The organism is Auraticoccus cholistanensis (assembly GCF_009742705.1).
In the GTDB taxonomy this organism is placed as follows: Bacteria; Actinomycetota; Actinomycetes; order Propionibacteriales; family Propionibacteriaceae; genus Auraticoccus; species Auraticoccus cholistanensis.
In genome coordinates, this window is the sequence record NZ_WPCU01000005.1 from 380587 (window position 1) to 396448 (window position 15862).

Annotated in this window: 12 protein-coding genes; 6 read left to right on the top strand and 6 right to left on the bottom strand. The window is 74.1% G+C overall.

From position 1 onward, the window contains the following. Positions 1-55: 55 nt before the first annotated feature. The gene (gene metH, locus GC722_RS07695; protein WP_156609784.1) at positions 56-3751 is read right to left on the bottom strand and encodes a methionine synthase; all 3696 of its coding nucleotides are present in this window, start codon (positions 3749-3751) and stop codon (positions 56-58) included. Between the two features lie 245 nt (positions 3752-3996). Here metH and GC722_RS07700 point away from each other — a divergent pair, with 245 nt between their 5' ends. The 4 genes from GC722_RS07700 (at position 3997) to GC722_RS17705 (ending at position 9402) form a co-directional block, all read left to right on the top strand. Further along, a complete protein-coding gene (locus GC722_RS07700) occupies positions 3997-5361 on the top strand; it encodes an FUSC family protein (RefSeq protein WP_156609408.1) in 1365 nt (454 codons plus the stop codon). A gap of 56 nt (positions 5362-5417) precedes the next feature. Continuing rightward, positions 5418-6260, top strand: a complete 843-nt coding sequence (locus GC722_RS07705; protein WP_156609409.1) for a PAC2 family protein — start codon at positions 5418-5420, stop codon at positions 6258-6260. Continuing rightward, the gene (locus tag GC722_RS07710) at positions 6257-6736 is read left to right on the top strand and encodes an OsmC family protein (protein ID WP_331714515.1); all 480 of its coding nucleotides are present in this window, start codon (positions 6257-6259) and stop codon (positions 6734-6736) included. Before GC722_RS07705 ends, GC722_RS07710 begins: the two co-directional genes overlap by 4 nt. A 110-nt stretch (positions 6737-6846) precedes the next feature. Further along, positions 6847-9402 (top strand): alkaline phosphatase D family protein, encoded by a 2556-nt coding sequence (locus GC722_RS17705; protein WP_197429899.1) that lies wholly within the window; start codon positions 6847-6849, stop codon positions 9400-9402. 100 nt (positions 9403-9502) lie between these two features. Here the strand turns inward: GC722_RS17705 and rpe are convergent, their stop codons facing one another. From rpe to GC722_RS07730, 3 genes are all read right to left on the bottom strand, one after another. Continuing rightward, positions 9503-10153, bottom strand: coding sequence for a ribulose-phosphate 3-epimerase (gene rpe, locus GC722_RS07720; RefSeq protein ID WP_331714516.1), 651 nt, complete (start codon positions 10151-10153; stop codon positions 9503-9505). 33 nt (positions 10154-10186) lie between these two features. Further along, on the bottom strand, positions 10187-10855 hold the full coding sequence (locus tag GC722_RS07725; RefSeq protein WP_156609410.1) for an SDR family oxidoreductase: 669 nt from the start codon (positions 10853-10855) through the stop codon (positions 10187-10189). 103 nt (positions 10856-10958) lie between these two features. Then, a complete protein-coding gene (locus tag GC722_RS07730; protein ID WP_197429900.1) occupies positions 10959-12209 on the bottom strand; it encodes a glycosyltransferase in 1251 nt (416 codons plus the stop codon). Between the two features lie 215 nt (positions 12210-12424). Between GC722_RS07730 and GC722_RS07735 the strand changes: the two genes are divergently transcribed. Both GC722_RS07735 and GC722_RS07740 read left to right on the top strand, forming a co-directional pair. Continuing rightward, a complete protein-coding gene (locus GC722_RS07735) occupies positions 12425-12853 on the top strand; it encodes a MarR family winged helix-turn-helix transcriptional regulator (RefSeq protein ID WP_156609412.1) in 429 nt (142 codons plus the stop codon). Next, on the top strand, positions 12850-13503 hold the full coding sequence (locus tag GC722_RS07740; protein ID WP_156609413.1) for a hypothetical protein: 654 nt from the start codon (positions 12850-12852) through the stop codon (positions 13501-13503). The genes GC722_RS07735 and GC722_RS07740 overlap by 4 nt, the downstream gene beginning before the upstream one ends. 15 nt (positions 13504-13518) lie before the next feature. On the opposite strand, the gene GC722_RS07745 is transcribed toward GC722_RS07740, so the two are convergent. Both GC722_RS07745 and fmt read right to left on the bottom strand, forming a co-directional pair. Continuing rightward, complete coding sequence (locus GC722_RS07745; RefSeq protein ID WP_331714517.1) at positions 13519-14886, bottom strand: RsmB/NOP family class I SAM-dependent RNA methyltransferase; 1368 nt, start codon at positions 14884-14886, stop codon at positions 13519-13521. Next, entirely contained in the window at positions 14883-15809 is a 927-nt protein-coding gene (gene fmt, locus GC722_RS07750) for a methionyl-tRNA formyltransferase (RefSeq protein WP_331714518.1), read from the bottom strand. Before fmt ends, GC722_RS07745 begins: the two co-directional genes overlap by 4 nt. Positions 15810-15862: the final 53 nt, after the last annotated feature.

Genomic DNA, 15862 nt, shown 5'->3' on the forward strand with positions numbered 1-15862 from the left:
CCTGGCAGAGTCGGGCAACGGGGAAGGGCCGCCGGCGGGCGGCCCCGGTGCGGCGTCAGTCCTCCGGGTCGTAGCCCAGGTTCGCCGACAGCCACTTCTCGGCCTGGGCCAGGGTCCAGCCCTTGCGCAGCGCGTAGTCGGCGACCTGGTCCTGCCCGAGCCGGCCCACCACGAAGTACTGGGCCTGCGGGTGGGAGAAGTACCAGCCGGACACCGACGCCCCCGGCCACATGGCCATCGACTCGGTCAGCTCGATCCCGGTGCTGGCCCGCACGTCCAGCAGCTCCCACAGCGTCTGCTTCTCGGTGTGCTCGGGGCAGGCCGGGTAGCCCGGCGCGGGACGGATGCCGGTGTACTTCTCCGCGATCAGGTCCTCGTTGCTGAGCTGCTCCTCGGGCACGTGCCCCCAGAACTCGGTGCGGACCCGCTGGTGCAGCCGCTCGGCGAAGGCCTCGGCGAGCCGGTCGGCCAGCGACTCCAGCAGGATCGCGGAGTAGTCGTCGAGCTCGGCGCGGAAGGCGGCCACCCGCTCGGGCACCCCGAGGCCTGCGGTGACGGCGAAGGCGCCGACGTGGTCGGCCAGACCGGTCTCCTTGGGCGCGACGTAGTCGGCCAGCGACCGGTTCGGCACCCCCTCGCGGTGGTCGCCCTGCTGGCGCAGGTGGTGCAGCACCGCCCGGACCTCGCGGCGGCTCTCGTCGGTGTAGAGCTCGGTGTCGTCGCCGACCGCGTTGGCGGGGAACAGCCCGAAGACGCCGCGGGCGGTGATCCAGCGCTCGGCGACGATGCGGTCCAGCATGGTGCGGGCGTCGTCGTAGAGGCGCCGGGCCGCCTCGCCGGAGGCGGGGGCGTGCAGGATGTCGGGGAAGCGGCCCTTCATCTCCCAGGCGTTGAAGAACGGCTGCCAGTCGATGTAGCCGACCAGCTCGGCGAGGTCGTAGTCGTCGAGCACGTGGACGCCCGGGGTGCGGGGCGCCGGCGGGGTGTAGCCCTCCCACGGCACCGGGGTGCGGCGGGAGCGTGCCTCGGCCAGGGTGATCAGCCGGCGGTCCTGCTTGCCCGAGTGGCGGGTGCGCAGCGAGTCGTAGTCGCGCTTGACCTCGGCCATCAGCGCCGGGCGCTGCTCGTCGCTCAGCAGGGCGGCCGCGGTGGGGACGGAGCGGGAGGCGTCCTTCACCCACACCACCGGCCCGTCGTAGCGGGGGTCGATCTTGACCGCGGTGTGCGCCCGGGAGGTGGTCGCCCCGCCGATCAGCAGCGGGATGGTCAGCCCCTGGGCCTGCATCTCGGCGGCGAAGGAGGACATCTCCTCCAGCGAGGGGGTGATCAGCCCCGACAGCCCGATGATGTCGGCGTCGTGCTCCTTGGCGGCGGCGATGATCTTGTGCGCCGGCACCATCACCCCGAGGTCGACGACCTCGTAGTTGTTGCACTGCAGCACCACGCCGACGATGTTCTTGCCGATGTCGTGGACGTCACCCTTGACCGTGGCCATCACGATCGTGCCGTTGGTCTCCTTGCCGTCCGCGGCCTGGCTGCCGGCGGGCGCGGCGGCCTTCTCGGCCTCGATGAACGGGATCAGGTAGGCCACCGCCTTCTTCATCACCCGGGCCGACTTCACCACCTGGGGCAGGAACATCTTGCCCGCGCCGAACAGGTCGCCGACGACGTTCATGCCGTCCATCAGCGGTCCCTCGATCACCTCGATGGGCCGTCCGCCGCGGTCGGCGATGAGCTGGCGCAGCTCCTCGGTGTCGGCCTCGACGTGGGCGTCGATGCCCTTCACCAGGGCGTGGGTGATCCGCTCCCCGACCGGCAGGGCACGCCACTCGTCGGCGGCGCGCTCGGCGGCGGGGTCGGTGCTGCGGTAGCGCTCGGCCACCTCCAGCAGCCGCTCGGTGGCGTCCTCGCGGCGGGCCAGCAGCACGTCGGTGACCCGTTCGCGCAGCTGGGGGTCGATCTGGTCCACCACCACCAGCGCGCCGGCGTTGACGATGCCCATGTCCAGCCCGGCGGCGATCGCGTGGTACAGGAACACCGCGTGGATCGCCTCGCGGACCGCGTTGTTGCCGCGGAAGGAGAACGAGACGTTGGAGATGCCGCCCGAGACACGTGCCCCGGGCAGGTTGGCCTTGATCCAGCGCACCGAGTCGATGAAGTCCAGGCCGTAGCGGGCGTGCTCCTCGATGCCGGTGGCCACGGCGAAGACGTTGGGGTCGAAGATGATGTCCTCGGCCGGGAAGTCCAGCTCCTCGGTCAGGATGCGGTAGGCACGGGTGCAGATCTCGCGGCGACGCTCCACCGTGTCGGCCTGGCCCTGCTCGTCGAAGGCCATCACCACCGCGGCCGCGCCGTAGCGGCGGACCAGCCGGGCCTGGGCGCGGAACTGCTCCTCGCCCTCCTTCAGCGAGATCGAGTTGACGATGGGCTTGCCCTGCAGGCACTTCAGCCCGGCCTCGATGACCTCGAACTTGGAGCTGTCGACCATCACCGGCACCCGGCTGATGTCGGGCTCGGAGGCGACCAGCTTGAGGAAGCGGTCCATCGCGGCGACGCCGTCGACCATCCCCTCGTCCATGTTGACGTCGATGACCTGGGCGCCGTTCTCGACCTGCTGGGCGGCCACCGACAGGGCGGCGTCGTAGTCGCCGTCCTTGATCAGGCGGCGGAACCGGGCCGAGCCGGTGATGTTGGTGCGCTCGCCGATGTTGACGAAGAGGCTGTCGTCGTCGATGTTCAGCGGCTCCAGCCCCGACAGCCGCATCGCGGTGGGCCGCTGCGGGGGGACGCGGGGGCTGCGGCCGGCGACCGCGGCGGCGATGGCGGCGATGTGCTCCGGCGTGGTGCCGCAGCAGCCGCCGACCAGGTTGACCAGCCCGGCCTCGACGAACTCCCCCACCACCGCGGCGGTCTCGGCCGCCACCTCGTCGTACTCGCCGAAGGCGTTGGGCAGCCCCGCGTTGGGGTAGCAGGAGACGAAGGTGTCGGCGATCCGGGACAGCTCGGCCAGGTAGGGGCGCATCTCACGGGCGCCGAGGGCGCAGTTCAGCCCGACCAGCAGCGGCCGGGCGTGGCGGACGGAGTTCCAGAACGCCTCGGTGGTCTGCCCCGACAGGGTGCGCCCGGAGGCGTCGGTGATGGTGCCGGAGATGATCAGCGGCCACCGCCGGCCGTACTCGCCGAACACCTCGTCGACGGCGAAGACCGCCGCCTTGGCGTTGAGGGTGTCGAAGATCGTCTCGACCACCAGCAGGTCGGCCCCGCCCTCGAGCAGCCCGCGGGTGGCGGTCCGGTAGGCCTCGACCAGCTCGTCGAAGGTGACGTTGCGGGCGCCCGGGTCGTTGACGTCGGGGCTGATCGAGGCGGTCCGGTTGGTGGGGCCGAGCGCCCCGGCGACGAACCGCGGCCGGTCGGGGTCGGCGGCGGTGGCCGCGTCGGCCTCGCGCCGGGCCAGCCGCGCCGACTCCAGGTTGAGCTCGTAGGCCAGCTCCGACATCTGGTAGTCGGCCATCGCGATGGCGGTGGCGTTGAAGGTGTTGGTCTCGATGATGTCGGCGCCGGCCGCCAGGTACTCGCGGTGGATCTGGGCGATGATCTCGGGCTGGGTCAGCGTCAGCAGGTCGTTGTTGCCCTGCACGTCCACCGGCCAGTCCGCGAAGCGGGTCCCGCGGTAGCCGGCCTCGTCGGGGCGGTCCCGCTGGATGGCGGTGCCCATGGCGCCGTCGATGACCAGCACGCGCTCGCGCAGCATCGCGGTCAGCTGCTCGGTGCAGTCCGGTCGGAGACCCGTGCGGGTCCGGTGCGCCTCGGCGACGGACGTGGCCACGGCGGCTCCCTCCTGCAGGCGTGCACGGGCACCGGTCGGTGCCGCGTCGACCAGCGTAGGAAGGGGCCGAAGCGGCTCCCCGGCTGACCAGATCCTGACACCCCACCCCGACCGGTGCGGCCGTGTGCCCCGTCCACCGCCCTGCTGCCCCCAGGCGTCAGACTGGGGCCGTGGAGCTCGACCGCGACGCCCGCCGCAGCGCCCCCGCGGGCCGGGGGGCCGGCCGCACCAGCGGGCTGGTCCGGGCGCTGCTGGCCGGCTCGGCGCGCCGGCTCGGCGTACGTCGCGGGCAGCTGCGGGAGGTCCCGGTGCGGGCCTGGCCCACCTTCGCCGGCGTCCTCAGGCTGACGTCCGCCGCCGTGGTGGCCTACCTGCTGACGCTGGTGCTGACCAACGGGGCGATCGACCTCACCGGTGCGCTGACGGCCCTGCTGGTCGTCCAGGCCTCGGCCTACTCCACCCTGAAGATGGGGCTGGTGCGGGTCGGTGCGGTGCTCACCGGGGTGGTGGTGGCCATCGTGCTCTCCACCTGGATCGGGCTCACCTGGTGGAGCCTGGGGGCGGCCATCGCGGCTGCGCTGCTGCTGGCCAAGGCGCTCCGGCTGGGTGACCAGGCGCTGGAGACACCGATCAGCGCGATGCTGATCCTGGGGGTGACCAACCCCGACGTCGCCGCGGAGACCCGCGTGGTCACCACCCTGATCGGCGCCGGGGTCGGGGTCGCCTTCAACCTGCTGTACCCGCCCTCGTTGCCCTCCCGCTCGGCGGCTCAGGCGCTGGTGCGGGTGGCGGACTCGATCGCCCTGCCGCTGGAGGACGCCGCGCAGGCGCTGACCAGCGGCCCACCACCACGCCAGGAGCTGCAGCGCTGCCTGGACCGGGCGCGCTCGGCCACCCGCGAGGTGGCCGACGCCGCCGACGTGGTCGCCCGGCTGCGCGACAGCCGCCGGTTCAACCCGCGGGCCTTCGGCACCACCGACGTGGTGCCCGTCCTCAGCTCCGGGCTGGACACCCTGGAGCAGTCCCTGCTGGCCACCCGCTCGCTGTTCGCGGTGATCCTGGCCGAGGCGCCGTCACAGGAGCGCGCCGACGACCCCTACGGCCAGGAGCTGCGTGGCGCGTTCGCCGTGGTGCTGTCCGACGTCGCGGACTGCCTGCGCGCCTTCGGCCGTCTGGTGGTGGCCGAGGCCACCGGGCAGGAGGCGGAGAGCGAGCGGGCGCTGGCGGAGAGCCTGGACGTGCTGCGCGAGACCCAGGCGATCCTGACCGAGCTGGTCATCACCGACGCCCGGGACCAGGAGGGGTCGTGGCTGCTGCGCGCCTCGGTCCTGGCCGCCGTGGACCACCTGCTCCGCCAGCTCGACCTGGAGCAGCGGGCCCGCGTCCGCCGCGCGTGGCGCGAGGAGCAGGAACGGCGCCGCTCCTCCCGGCTGCCACCGCTGGTCAGCGGCATCCTGCCGCACCCCGAGCGCCCCACCGTCCGCGGGCTGGACCCGAGCTGGCGCCGTCACCGCGCCCGCCCGCCGGGGCGCTGAGCGCGGCGGCGCTGGATCTCACCGGACCACGTCGCCCCCCGGCGTAGGCTGGCGCCATGTCCGAGCAGCACTACATCCAGCTCCGGGATCTGCGGAACCCGTTGGTGGTCATGGCCTTCAGCGGCTGGAACGACGCGGGCAGCGCCGCCAGCCAGGCCGTGGAGCACCTCAGCGACGAGTTCGACGCCGAGCTGGCCTTCGAGCTGGACCCGGACGACTACTACGACTTCCAGGTGAACCGGCCCCAGGTGTCGCGTCCGGAACCCACCGAGCAGGAGATCACCTGGCCGACCACCTCGATCGAGGTGGCCCACCTGTCGCACCGGGACCTGGTGCTGATCACCGGTCCGGAGCCGAACATGCGCTGGCGCCAGTTCGCCCGCAACCTGGTGTCGATGATGCGCAGCTGGGACCGTCCGCAGGTGCTGGTGCTCGGCGCGCTGCTGGCCGACACGCCGCACACCCGTCCCATCCCGGTCAGCGGCACCACCTCCGACCTGGCGCAGGCCGAGGAGCTGGGTCTGGAGCTGTCGACCTACGAGGGCCCGACGGGGATCGTCGGGGTGATCCAGGCCGCCTGCGCCGAGGCCGGCATCAGCGTGGTCTCGTTCTGGGCGGCGGTGCCCCACTACGTCTCCCACGCCCCGAGCCCGAAGGCCACCCTGGCCCTGCTGACCCGGGTGGAGGACTTCCTCGGCCGGTCGCTGGAGCTGCGGGAGCTGCCCGAGCTCGCCCGCGCCTGGGAACGCGGGGTGGACGAGCTGGCCAGCGAGGACTCCGAGATCGCCGAGTACATCGCGACGCTGGAGCGCCAGCAGGACGAGACCGAGCTGCCCGAGGCGAGCGGCGACGCCATCGCGGCGGAGTTCCAGCGCTACCTGCGGCGCCGCGGGCAGTGAGCGTCGACGGGCTGCACCGCTACGCCGTGCAGGTCGAGTGGACCGGGGACCGCGGCACCGGGACGGCCTCCTACCGCGGGTACGGCCGCGACCACGTGGTCCGGGCCGAGGGGGTGGGCGAGCTGCTCGGGTCGGCCGACCCCACCTTCCGCGGCGACCACGACCGGTGGAACCCCGAGCAGCTGCTGCTGGCGGCGCTGAGCCAGTGCCACCTGCTGTCGTTCCTGCACGTCTGCGTCCGTCACGACGTGGTCGTCACCGGCTACCGCGACGAGGCCACCGCCACCATGCGGCTCAACCCCGACGGCAGCGGGGAGTTCGTCGAGGCGGTGCTGCACCCGCAGGTCACCGTGGCCCGCGGCGGGCCCACCGACCTCGACGAGCTGCACGCCGAGGCCAACCGGCTGTGCTTCATCGCCCGCAGCGTCGCCTTCCCCGTGCACCACGAGCCTGAGCCGGTGGTCGTCGCCGGCTGAGGGCGGCTGTTGGCCCAGCCGGCACCTGCACGACCCGGGGCGTTCGCCGGGCGGTCACCGGGCTGCGGCTGGATGGCACCGACCCGTCCCCTCTCCCCCCAGGTGGTGCCATGCCCGGCCTGCGCGTCAGCGTGCCCGATCTCGACCGTCGTCGTCTCCTCGCCCTCGCCGGGGTGGGGACGGTGGCCGCCCTCAGCGGCCGTGAGCTGCTGGCGGCCGCCTCGGCCTCCGCCGCCACCGCGGACCTCGACCCGTCCCCGTTCACCCTCGGCGTCGCCTCCGGCGACCCGCACCACGACTCGGTGGTGCTGTGGACCCGGGTGGTCCCCGACCCCTTCGCCGCCGACGGCGGCATGCCGGAGGGCAGCGTGCAGGTCCGCTGGGAGCTGGCCCGCGACGAGCGCTTTCGGGTGGGGCGCCAGTCCGGCACGGTGACCACCGACGCCGCCAGCGCCCACACCGTGCACGTCACCGTCGAGGGGCTGCGCCCCGACAGCTGGCACTGGTACCGGTTCAGCGTCGAGCTGGACGGCGAGCGCGTCAGCAGCCGCACCGGCCGCACCCGCACCCTCCCGGCCCCCGGCCAGCGGGTGGACCAGCTCACCTTCGCCTTCGCCTCCTGCCAGAGCTGGGTCGGCGGGCCCTACCCGGCCTGGCGCGACCTGGCCGAGCAGGACCTCGACTTCGTCGTCCACCTCGGCGACTACATCTACGAGACCAGCCTGGGCAGCCTGGCCGAGTTCCGCCGGCTGCACGCGCTGTACAAGACCTCGCCGGACCTGCGCGAGGCCCACGCCCGGTTCCCGTTCGTCACCACCTGGGACGACCACGAGGTGCAGAACAACTACGCCGACGAGGTGCCCGGCGCGGCCGGCGACGGTCGTCCCTTCCTCGAGCGGCGGGCCGCGGCCTACCAGGCCTACTTCGAGCACCTGCCGCTGCGGGCGGCGTCCGAGCCCGAGGGCCCCGACATGCTGCTGTACCGGCGCTTCGACGTCGGCCGGCTGGCCCGCTTCAGCGTGCTCGACACCCGCCAGTACCGCACCGACCAGCCCTGCGGCGACGGCCGCCGGGTGCCCTGCGCGGAGGTGGACGACCCGGCCGCCACCCTCACCGGCCCCGAGCAGGAGCGCTGGCTGCTGGATCAGCTCAGCAGCTCCAGGGCCACCTGGAACGCGATCGCGCAGCAGACGATCATGGCCCAGTTCGACTACGACCTGGGCCCCGACAAGGTGGTCAACCTCGACCAGTGGGACGGCTACCCCGCCGCCCGCTCCCGCATCCTGGGCCACCTGGCCCAGCAGCAGGTGAGCAACCCGGTGGTGCTGAGCGGCGACTGGCACACCTCCTGGGTGAACGACCTGCTGGCCGACTTCGACGACCCGGGGTCGCCGGTGCTGGCGACAGAGTTCGTCGGGACCTCGATCTCCTCCGGCGCCGGCTGGGACGCCGACGTGCGGTTGGGGCTGCCGGCCAACCCGCACGTCCGCTTCTACAACGGCACCTACCGCGGCTACGTGATGTGCTCGGTGACCCCGGAGCGGTGGCGCTCCACCTACCGGATCGTCCTGGACGCCCGCGACCCCGACTCCCCCGCCTTCACCCTCGGCGTCTTCGACGTCACCGAGGGCACTCCCGGTGCGGTCCGCGTCGACGACGGCGACGGTCTGACCGGGGCGGTCCGCGACCAGGACGGCGAGCCGGTGGGCCAGGCGGAGGTCGTGGTCAGCCGGGACGGCACGCGGCTGGCGACCACCTCCACCGACCCGCAGGGACGCTGGGTGCTCTTCGTCCCGGCCGGGGACTGCACCGTGACGGTGCGGGCGGTGGGCTACGAGGAGGCGGTCCGCGACGTCACGGTCGACGGGTCCGGCTCGGCCACCGCGGACGTGACCCTGCGCCGTCTCACCGGCGCCCGGGCCCGCACCGGTGCGCTGGTGCCGGGGCCGCGGCGGGAGGCCGGCGCGGGCGACGTGGTGCTCGAGAACGGCGAGCTGGCCCTGGCCGTCTCGGCGGCCACCCAGGACAGCCAGCTGCGCCCGGTCACGGTGGGCAAGCCGCTCGACCTGGCCCACCGGGGTGCCCTGGACCAGATCGACTGGATCAACCTGCCCTACGCCCAGCGGACCCAGCCGACCGGCACCGAGGCCTGGCAGTCGCTCTCGGTGCGCTCCAGCGAGGTCGGCGTGGTCACCGCGGGCGGTGACGTGGCCGAGGTGGAGACCGTCGGCGTGGTCGTCGGGGTCGAGCAGGTCTCGGTCCGCACCCGCTACCGGCTGGCCGCCGGCTCGCAGGACGTCGAGGTCACCAGCACCTTCCGCAACGCCGGCACCGACCCGGTGACCCTGTGGGTCGGCGACGCGATCGACCACGACGGCGCCGGGCAGCGCAGCGGGGTGCCCGGGCACGGCACCATCAGCACCCCCTACGGCTCCCCGGCCGTCTACGTCCCGACCGCGCCGTGGATGGGGATGACCGGCACCGACCAGCAGGTCTACGGGCTGCTCTACGACGAGGCCGGCTTCGACTGCTACGGCAACAGCAACTGGATCATGTCGCGCCGCCAGGTGACCGTCCCCGCCGGCGGCTCCTACGTGCTGGCCCGCCGCCTGACCGTCCGCCTCGCCCTCGGCACCGACCCCTGGCAGGTCCTGGACCGCGCCTGAGGGTCGGGCCTGGAGGTCGACCCTGCAGGGGAAGTGGTCGGAGACGACAGCGGGCAGCGGGATCTGAAGCGTGTCCCGCGTCGTCCCTGACCTCTTTCCCTCAGGCGCCGCGCTCGCGCAGGGCGCGGACCACCGCGTCGGGGTCGTCGGCGCCGAACACGGCCGAGCCGGCCACGAAGGTGTCGGCCCCGGCGTCGATGCAGCGCCCGATGGTGGCCTCGGAGATCCCGCCGTCGACCTGCACCCAGACGTCGCCGCCGAGCCGGTCCACCAGGGCGCGGGTGCGCTCGATCTTGGGCAGCACCAGGTCGAGGAACTTCTGCCCGCCGAAGCCGGGCTCGACCGTCATCAGCAGCACCATGTCGAGCTCGCCCAGCAGGTCGGCGTAGGGCTCGATCGGGGTCGCCGGCTTGAGGGCCATCGAGGCGCGGGCGCCGCGGCTCCGCAGCTCACGGGCCAGCCGGACCGGGGCGGCCGCGGCCTCGACGTGGAAGGTGACCGACTCCGCGCCGGCCTCGGCGTAGGCCGGCGCCCAGCGGTCGGGGTCGGTGATCATCAGGTGGATGTCGAGCAGCTTGTCGGTGCAGGCCCGCAGCGACTCCACCACCGGCAGCCCCAGGGTCAGGTTGGGCACGAAGTGGTTGTCCATCACGTCGACGTGGACGCCGTCGGCGCTGGGGATCCGGCCGACCTCCTCGGCCAGCCGGGAGAAGTCGGAGTTCAGGATGGACGGCGTGATGCGGATTCCCACGCCAGCGACCCTAGCCGTGCGCGGGCCGGGCGGTCACCCGGCGAACCGCGGCGCGGAGGCGACGGCGGTGGCGATCGGCACGTCGCCGGACACCACCTCGAACTGCGCGCCGACCGTCCCGGGGTCGGCCAGGCAGGCCGCGACCACCGCGGCCACGTCCGCCCGCGGGATGCTGCCGCGGGAGACGGTGACGCCCAGGTCCACCGCCCCGGTGGGCGGGTCGTTGGTGAGCGCGCCGGGACGCACGACCGTCCAGTCCAGACCGCTGTCGCGCAGGACCGCGTCGGCCTCCCGCTTGGCGGCCACGTAGGCGCGCCACACCGGGGCGGCGTCGCCGGGCACCGGCTGGTCGACCGACATCGCCGAGACCTGCACGAAGCGGGCGATCCCCGCGCGCCGGGCCGCCTCGGTGGACTTGGTGGAGCCCTCCAGGTCGACGCGCTGCTTGCGCTCGGCGTTGCCGTCGGGCCCGCCGCCGGCGGCGAAGACCACGGCGTCGCAGCCGGCGAAGGCCTCGACGAAGGCGTCCACCCCGGAGGCCTCGATGTCGAGCATCCGCGGCTCGGCGCCCAGGGCGGCCACCTCGCGGGCGTGGGCGTCACGGCGGACCAGCGCGACCGGGGTGTGCCCGGCGGCGACGAGCAGCGGGTGGAGCTGTCGGGCCACGGCTCCATGGCCCCCGACGACGGCGATACGGCTCATGCCCCGTTCCTACCCCACCAGCCGCCACCCCAGCGACCACCCGCCACACGGAGTTCCGGGTGGCACGCGCGGGCGGCCGCCGCGGGGCCGGCGGCGGGCGTCGTCAGCCCCGCGCCTCGACGCCTTCGAGCACCTCGACGGCCCGCCCCGTTCCGTCCTCGGCGCGGATCGCCTCCCCGATCGTTCGGGCGTCGTCGGCCAGGCGTGCGCTGGAGACCAGCTCGCGGATCCGTGCAGCCAGGGTGCTCGTGGTGGCATCTCGCAGCCGCAGCGGTGTCGGCCCCGCACCGAGGGCCTGGACACGCCGCCCCCAGAACGGCTGGTCACCCAGGACGGGGCAGACCAGCGTCGGCCGGCCAGCGCGGAGACCCGCCGCGGTGGTGCCGGACCCGCCGTGGTGGACCACCGCTGCCACGCGCGGGAACAGCCAGCTGTGAGGCGCCTCGTCGATCACCATGACGCTGCTGGACGACTGCGCACGCAACGCGCCCCACCCGGTCGAGACGACGGCACGCACCCCGGTCCGGGCGAGAGCGTCCATGACGACGCGGCCGCGGCGTCCGGCGTCGCGGCCGAATCCCATGCTGCCGAAACCCACGTAGATCGCCGGCTCGCCGTCGGCGAGGAAGGCCACCAGCTCGCGGGGCGGTGCCCACGCCGCCTGCTGCTCCTGCCGGAACCAGTAGCCGGTGACGTGCGCTGAGGCAGGGTAGTCGCTCGGCACGGGCACGACCCGGGGGCTGAACGGGTAGAGCACCGGCACCCGCTCCCCCGAGGTCGTGTGGAGCAGGTCGCTGAACCGGCTGATCCGTCGCAGACCGAGTGTCCTGCGCCGGAACGCGTTGATCATGCCGCCGTACGCGACGGCGGTGAAGCGGTTGAGCTGGTAGCTGAACCGGTTCACCCGGGCAGGCAGTGGGCGGGCCAGGAACGGGATCGGGAAATCACCGGTGGGGGTCAGGAACGGCAGCGGGAGTGAGGCGACCACGGGGACGCCCAGCCGTTCGGCCACGTGGAGTCCACCCAGCGCCTTCGGGTGCGCGACGACGATCGTCGGGTCGACCTGCCGGGCCGCGGCCCACTGCTGCTGCAGGGACAGCCGCATCGCCGTGGACATCCGGCGCGCCATCCGCAGCGCCTGCGAGGGCCCGCTCAGGTCGGCCATGCCGGCGCGCATGACCTCATCCATCTCCGTGGCGACGGGGAAGAAGCCGACGGGAGCCGGCACGGTGCCCCGGTACGCCTCCGGGGCGGCGAGGACGGCCTCGTGGCCGTGCGCGACGAGCCGCTCGGCCAGCGCGACGAACGGCTCGATGTCGCCACGGGTGCCGAACGTGCAGATGAGAGCCCTCATGCTGTCCTCCTGGTCGGTGATGACGTCGCCGACCAGGCTTCCCGGCACTCCGACCACACCATACCGCCGGAGCCCGGCCGCCCCCCCGTCCGGACGACCGTGGTGGGTCGCGCTCCCGCGCAGCATGGAGATCCGCAAGTGGTGCACACAGTTCATCATGTTCTAGAGTCACGATCGAGCCGGCGCAGCCGGACCACCTCGGAGGGAGACCCACCATGGGTAACGAGCAGCTGCTCGACGTCCTGCTGCGGATCACCGATGCACTGGCCGAGGACATGAGCAGCTACCTGCGCAGCCACGGCCTGACCACCGCCCGGGCCCACCTGCTGTGGACCCTGTACCACGGTGGACCGGCCATGCAGCGCGATCTGGCGCTGGCGCTGGGGCACAGCCCCCGACACGTCACCACCCTGGTCGACGAGTCGGTGACGGCTGGGCACGTGGTGCGACGCGACCACCCGGCGGATCGTCGGGCCGTGCTCGTCGAGCTCACTCCCCGGGCGGTCGAGCTGCTCGACACCATGGCGGCCTCCCACCGGGAGCTGGCCGACCAGCTCTTCGGCCACCTCACGCCGGGTGCCCGCCGCCAGCTGGGCACGGAGCTGGCACGCCTGGCCGAACGCCTGACGGCGGCACCGCGGTGAGCACGACCCGGGCACCGGACGTGCGTCCGATCCCCCGCACGGGTCCAAGGACCCTCCACCTGCTCCGCCGGGCGGTCCGCCTGGAGGCCGCCGGCTGGGCCAGCATCGGCCGAGCCCTCACCCGACGGCCGTGGGTACCTCCCGGCGCCACGGGCTTCCGCTACGACGGCGCCACCCGTGGCACGCTCGTCGCCTTCCTCTGCGTCAGCATCGTCGAGGTGGTCGCCGTCGACCTGGTCGTCCACCCGTGGCCCTGGGTCCGCTTCCCGCTCCTCGTGCTCGGGATCTGGGGAAGCGTCTTCATGCTCGGCATGCTGCTGGGCTGCATCACCCGCCCGCACGCCGTCGGTCCAGCGGGCATCCGCCTGCGCAACGGCGGCGAGGTCGACCTGGACCTCCCGTGGGAGGTCGTGCACTCCGTGACGCCACGGCGTCGCCGGGTCCCGGACGCACCCACGTTGTGCCTCAGCGGCCCGCCTGAGGACCAGACCCTCCACCACGTCGTCGACGGACGCACCGACATGGAGATCAGGCTCGAGCGGCCCGTCACCCTCTCACTGCCCCAGGGCACGGTCACCGTCACCCGGATCCACCTCGCCGTCGACGACCCCCGCGGCTTCGCCGAGGCCGTCCGACGTCACATCCCCTGAAGCTGGGTTCCGCCCTCAGCGGCGGCGCAGCAGGGCCAGGAACATGGCGTCGGTGCCGTGCCGGTGCGGCCAGAGCTGGAGGTAGTCGCCCAGGGCGGCGTCGGCGACCTCAGGCAGCAGCGGCGCCGCCGGCTCGGCGGTGACGTCGGTGCGCTCGGCCAGCACGGAGGCGACGACGTCGGCCGTCTCGTGCCGGTGCGGGGAGCAGGTCGCGTAGGCGGTGACGCCGCCGGGGGCGGTGCTGTCCAGGGCGCTGTGCAGCAGCGCCCGCTGGAGCTCGTGCAGCTGGTCGACGTCGGCGGTCGAGCGGCGCCAGCGGGCCTCGGGGCGGCGTCGCAGCGCGCCCAGGCCGGTGCAGGGCACGTCGGCCAGCACGCGGGCGAAGCGGCTGGCCCGCCAGGCCGGGCGGGTGCTGTCGGCGGTGAGGACGGTCGCCGGGCGCGGCAGCGCGCGGACGGCCTGGCGGACCAGCCGGGAGCGGTGCTGCTGACGCTCGACGGCCAGCACGGGCGTCCCGGCCGGGGCCAGCGCCGACAGCAGCGCGGTCTTGCCGCCCGGACCGGAGCAGACGTCGAGCCAGGGGCCGGCCGGAGCCTCGGCCCGGGTCAGGGCCAGCGCCACCAGCTGCGAGCCCTCGTCCTGCACGCCGGCGCGCCCGTCGCGCACCGCGGCCAGCTCGCCGGGCGGCCCCGCGAGACGCCACCCGAAGGGCGAGAGCCCGGTCGGCTCGGCACCGGCGGCGCGCAGCTCGGCGTCCTCGACCAGTCCCGGGCGCTGCACCAGGGTGGTGGTGGGGTTGGCGTTGTCGGCGGCCAGCGCGGCGGCGGCCTCGTCGCCGAGCAGGTCGGTGAAGGCCTCCACCACCCACAGCGGGTGGGCGGTGGCCAGGGCGAGCTGCTCCAGCGGCGGCAGGCCCTCGGAGAGCTGCTCCACCCACTCCTGCCAGCTCTGCCGACCCACCCGTCGCAGCACGGCGTTGACCAGCCCGGCGACCCGCTCGCCCACGGCCGCGCGGGCCAGGTCGACGGAGGTGGTGACGGCGGCGTGCACCGGGACGTCCATCCGCAGCAGCTGGTGGGTGCCGAGCCGCAGCACGTCCACCACCGCCGGCTGCAGGCTGCGCAGCGGACGTCCGGCCGCCGCCTCGATGACCCGGTCGTAGCTGCCCTCGCCGCGGCAGGTGCCGTGCAGCAGCTCGGTGGCGAAGGCGGCGTCGCGGCCGGTGAGCTGCCGCTGGCCCAGCAGGTCGGGCAGCACCAGGTTGGCGTAGGCGTCGTCGGCGTGGACGGCGCGGAGTGCGTCGTAGGCCACCCGGCGGGCGGCGTCGACCTGGGGGCGTCGCCTGGACGCGGCGGGGCGGGCAGGACGCCGGAGGCCGCTCACCGCGGGCCCAGCACCTCGTCGGGGGCCAGCTGCACCCCACGGGCCCAGTCGGCGGCCGGCATCGCCTTCTTGCCCGGAGGCTGCACCCGGCCGAGCTCGAGGGCCGTGGTGCCGGTGCCCACCAGCACGGCCTTCCTGGTCACCGCGATCTGCCCGGGGAGGAGGCTCTGGTCGGTGACGGTCGCCGAGGCGACCTTGAACCGCTCGCCGCGGAAGGTGGTCCACGCCCCCGGCGCCGGCTGGCAGCCGCGCACGACCCGGTCCAGCACCTCGGCCGGCTGGCTCCAGTCCAGCTCGGCGTCGGCGACGCTGATCTTGGGCGCCAGGCTGATGCCCTGCTCGGGCTGCGGCACCGGCCGGGCGGTGCCGTCCTCGATCTCGTCCAGGGTGCGGACCAGCAGCTCGGCCCCGCTGCGCGACAGCCGCTCCAGCAGGTCCCCGGAGGTGTCGCTGGGTCCGATCCGGTCGGTGACGGTGCCGAAGACGGGGCCGGCGTCCATCTCCTTGACCAGCCGGAACGTGGTGGCGCCGGTCTCGGTGTCGCCGTGCAGCACCGCGTGCTGCACCGGAGCGGCGCCGCGCCAGGCGGGCAGCAGCGAGAAGTGCAGGTTGACCCAGCCGTGGCGGGGGACGTCGAGGACGTGCTGGGGCACCAGCGCGCCGTAGGCCACCACCGGGCAGCAGTCGGGGGCGAGCCCGGTCAGCTCGGCGACGAAGGCGGGGTCACGGGGGTGCTCGGGCTTCAGCACCCGCAGCCCGGCGGCCTCGGCGCGCTGGGCGACCGGGCTGGGGGTCAGCCGCTTGCCCCGTCCGGCGGGCGCGTCGGGGCGCGTGACCACCGCCACCACCTCGTGCCGGGACGAGAGCAGGGCATCCAGGGAGGGCACCGCCACCTCGGGGGTGCCCGCGAAGACCAGTCGCACCCGCCGCAGTGTAGTGCGCGTCGACCGGCTCCCCTGCCCGCCGGCGGGACGCG

Bases quoted from the DNA above. Each gene is read 5' to 3' on its own strand.
- metH (WP_156609784.1), bottom strand. From the start codon at position 3,751: ATGCTGCGCGAGCGCGTGCTGGTCATCGACGGCGCCATGGGCACCGCC.
- GC722_RS07705 (WP_156609409.1), top strand. From the start codon at position 5,418: ATGTCCGAGCAGCACTACATCCAGCTCCGGGATCTGCGGAACCCGTTG.
- GC722_RS17705 (WP_197429899.1), top strand. From the start codon at position 6,847: ATGCCCGGCCTGCGCGTCAGCGTGCCCGATCTCGACCGTCGTCGTCTC.
- GC722_RS07725 (WP_156609410.1), bottom strand. From the start codon at position 10,855: ATGAGCCGTATCGCCGTCGTCGGGGGCCATGGAGCCGTGGCCCGACAG.
- GC722_RS07730 (WP_197429900.1), bottom strand. From the start codon at position 12,209: ATGAGGGCTCTCATCTGCACGTTCGGCACCCGTGGCGACATCGAGCCG.
- GC722_RS07735 (WP_156609412.1), top strand. From the start codon at position 12,425: ATGGGTAACGAGCAGCTGCTCGACGTCCTGCTGCGGATCACCGATGCA.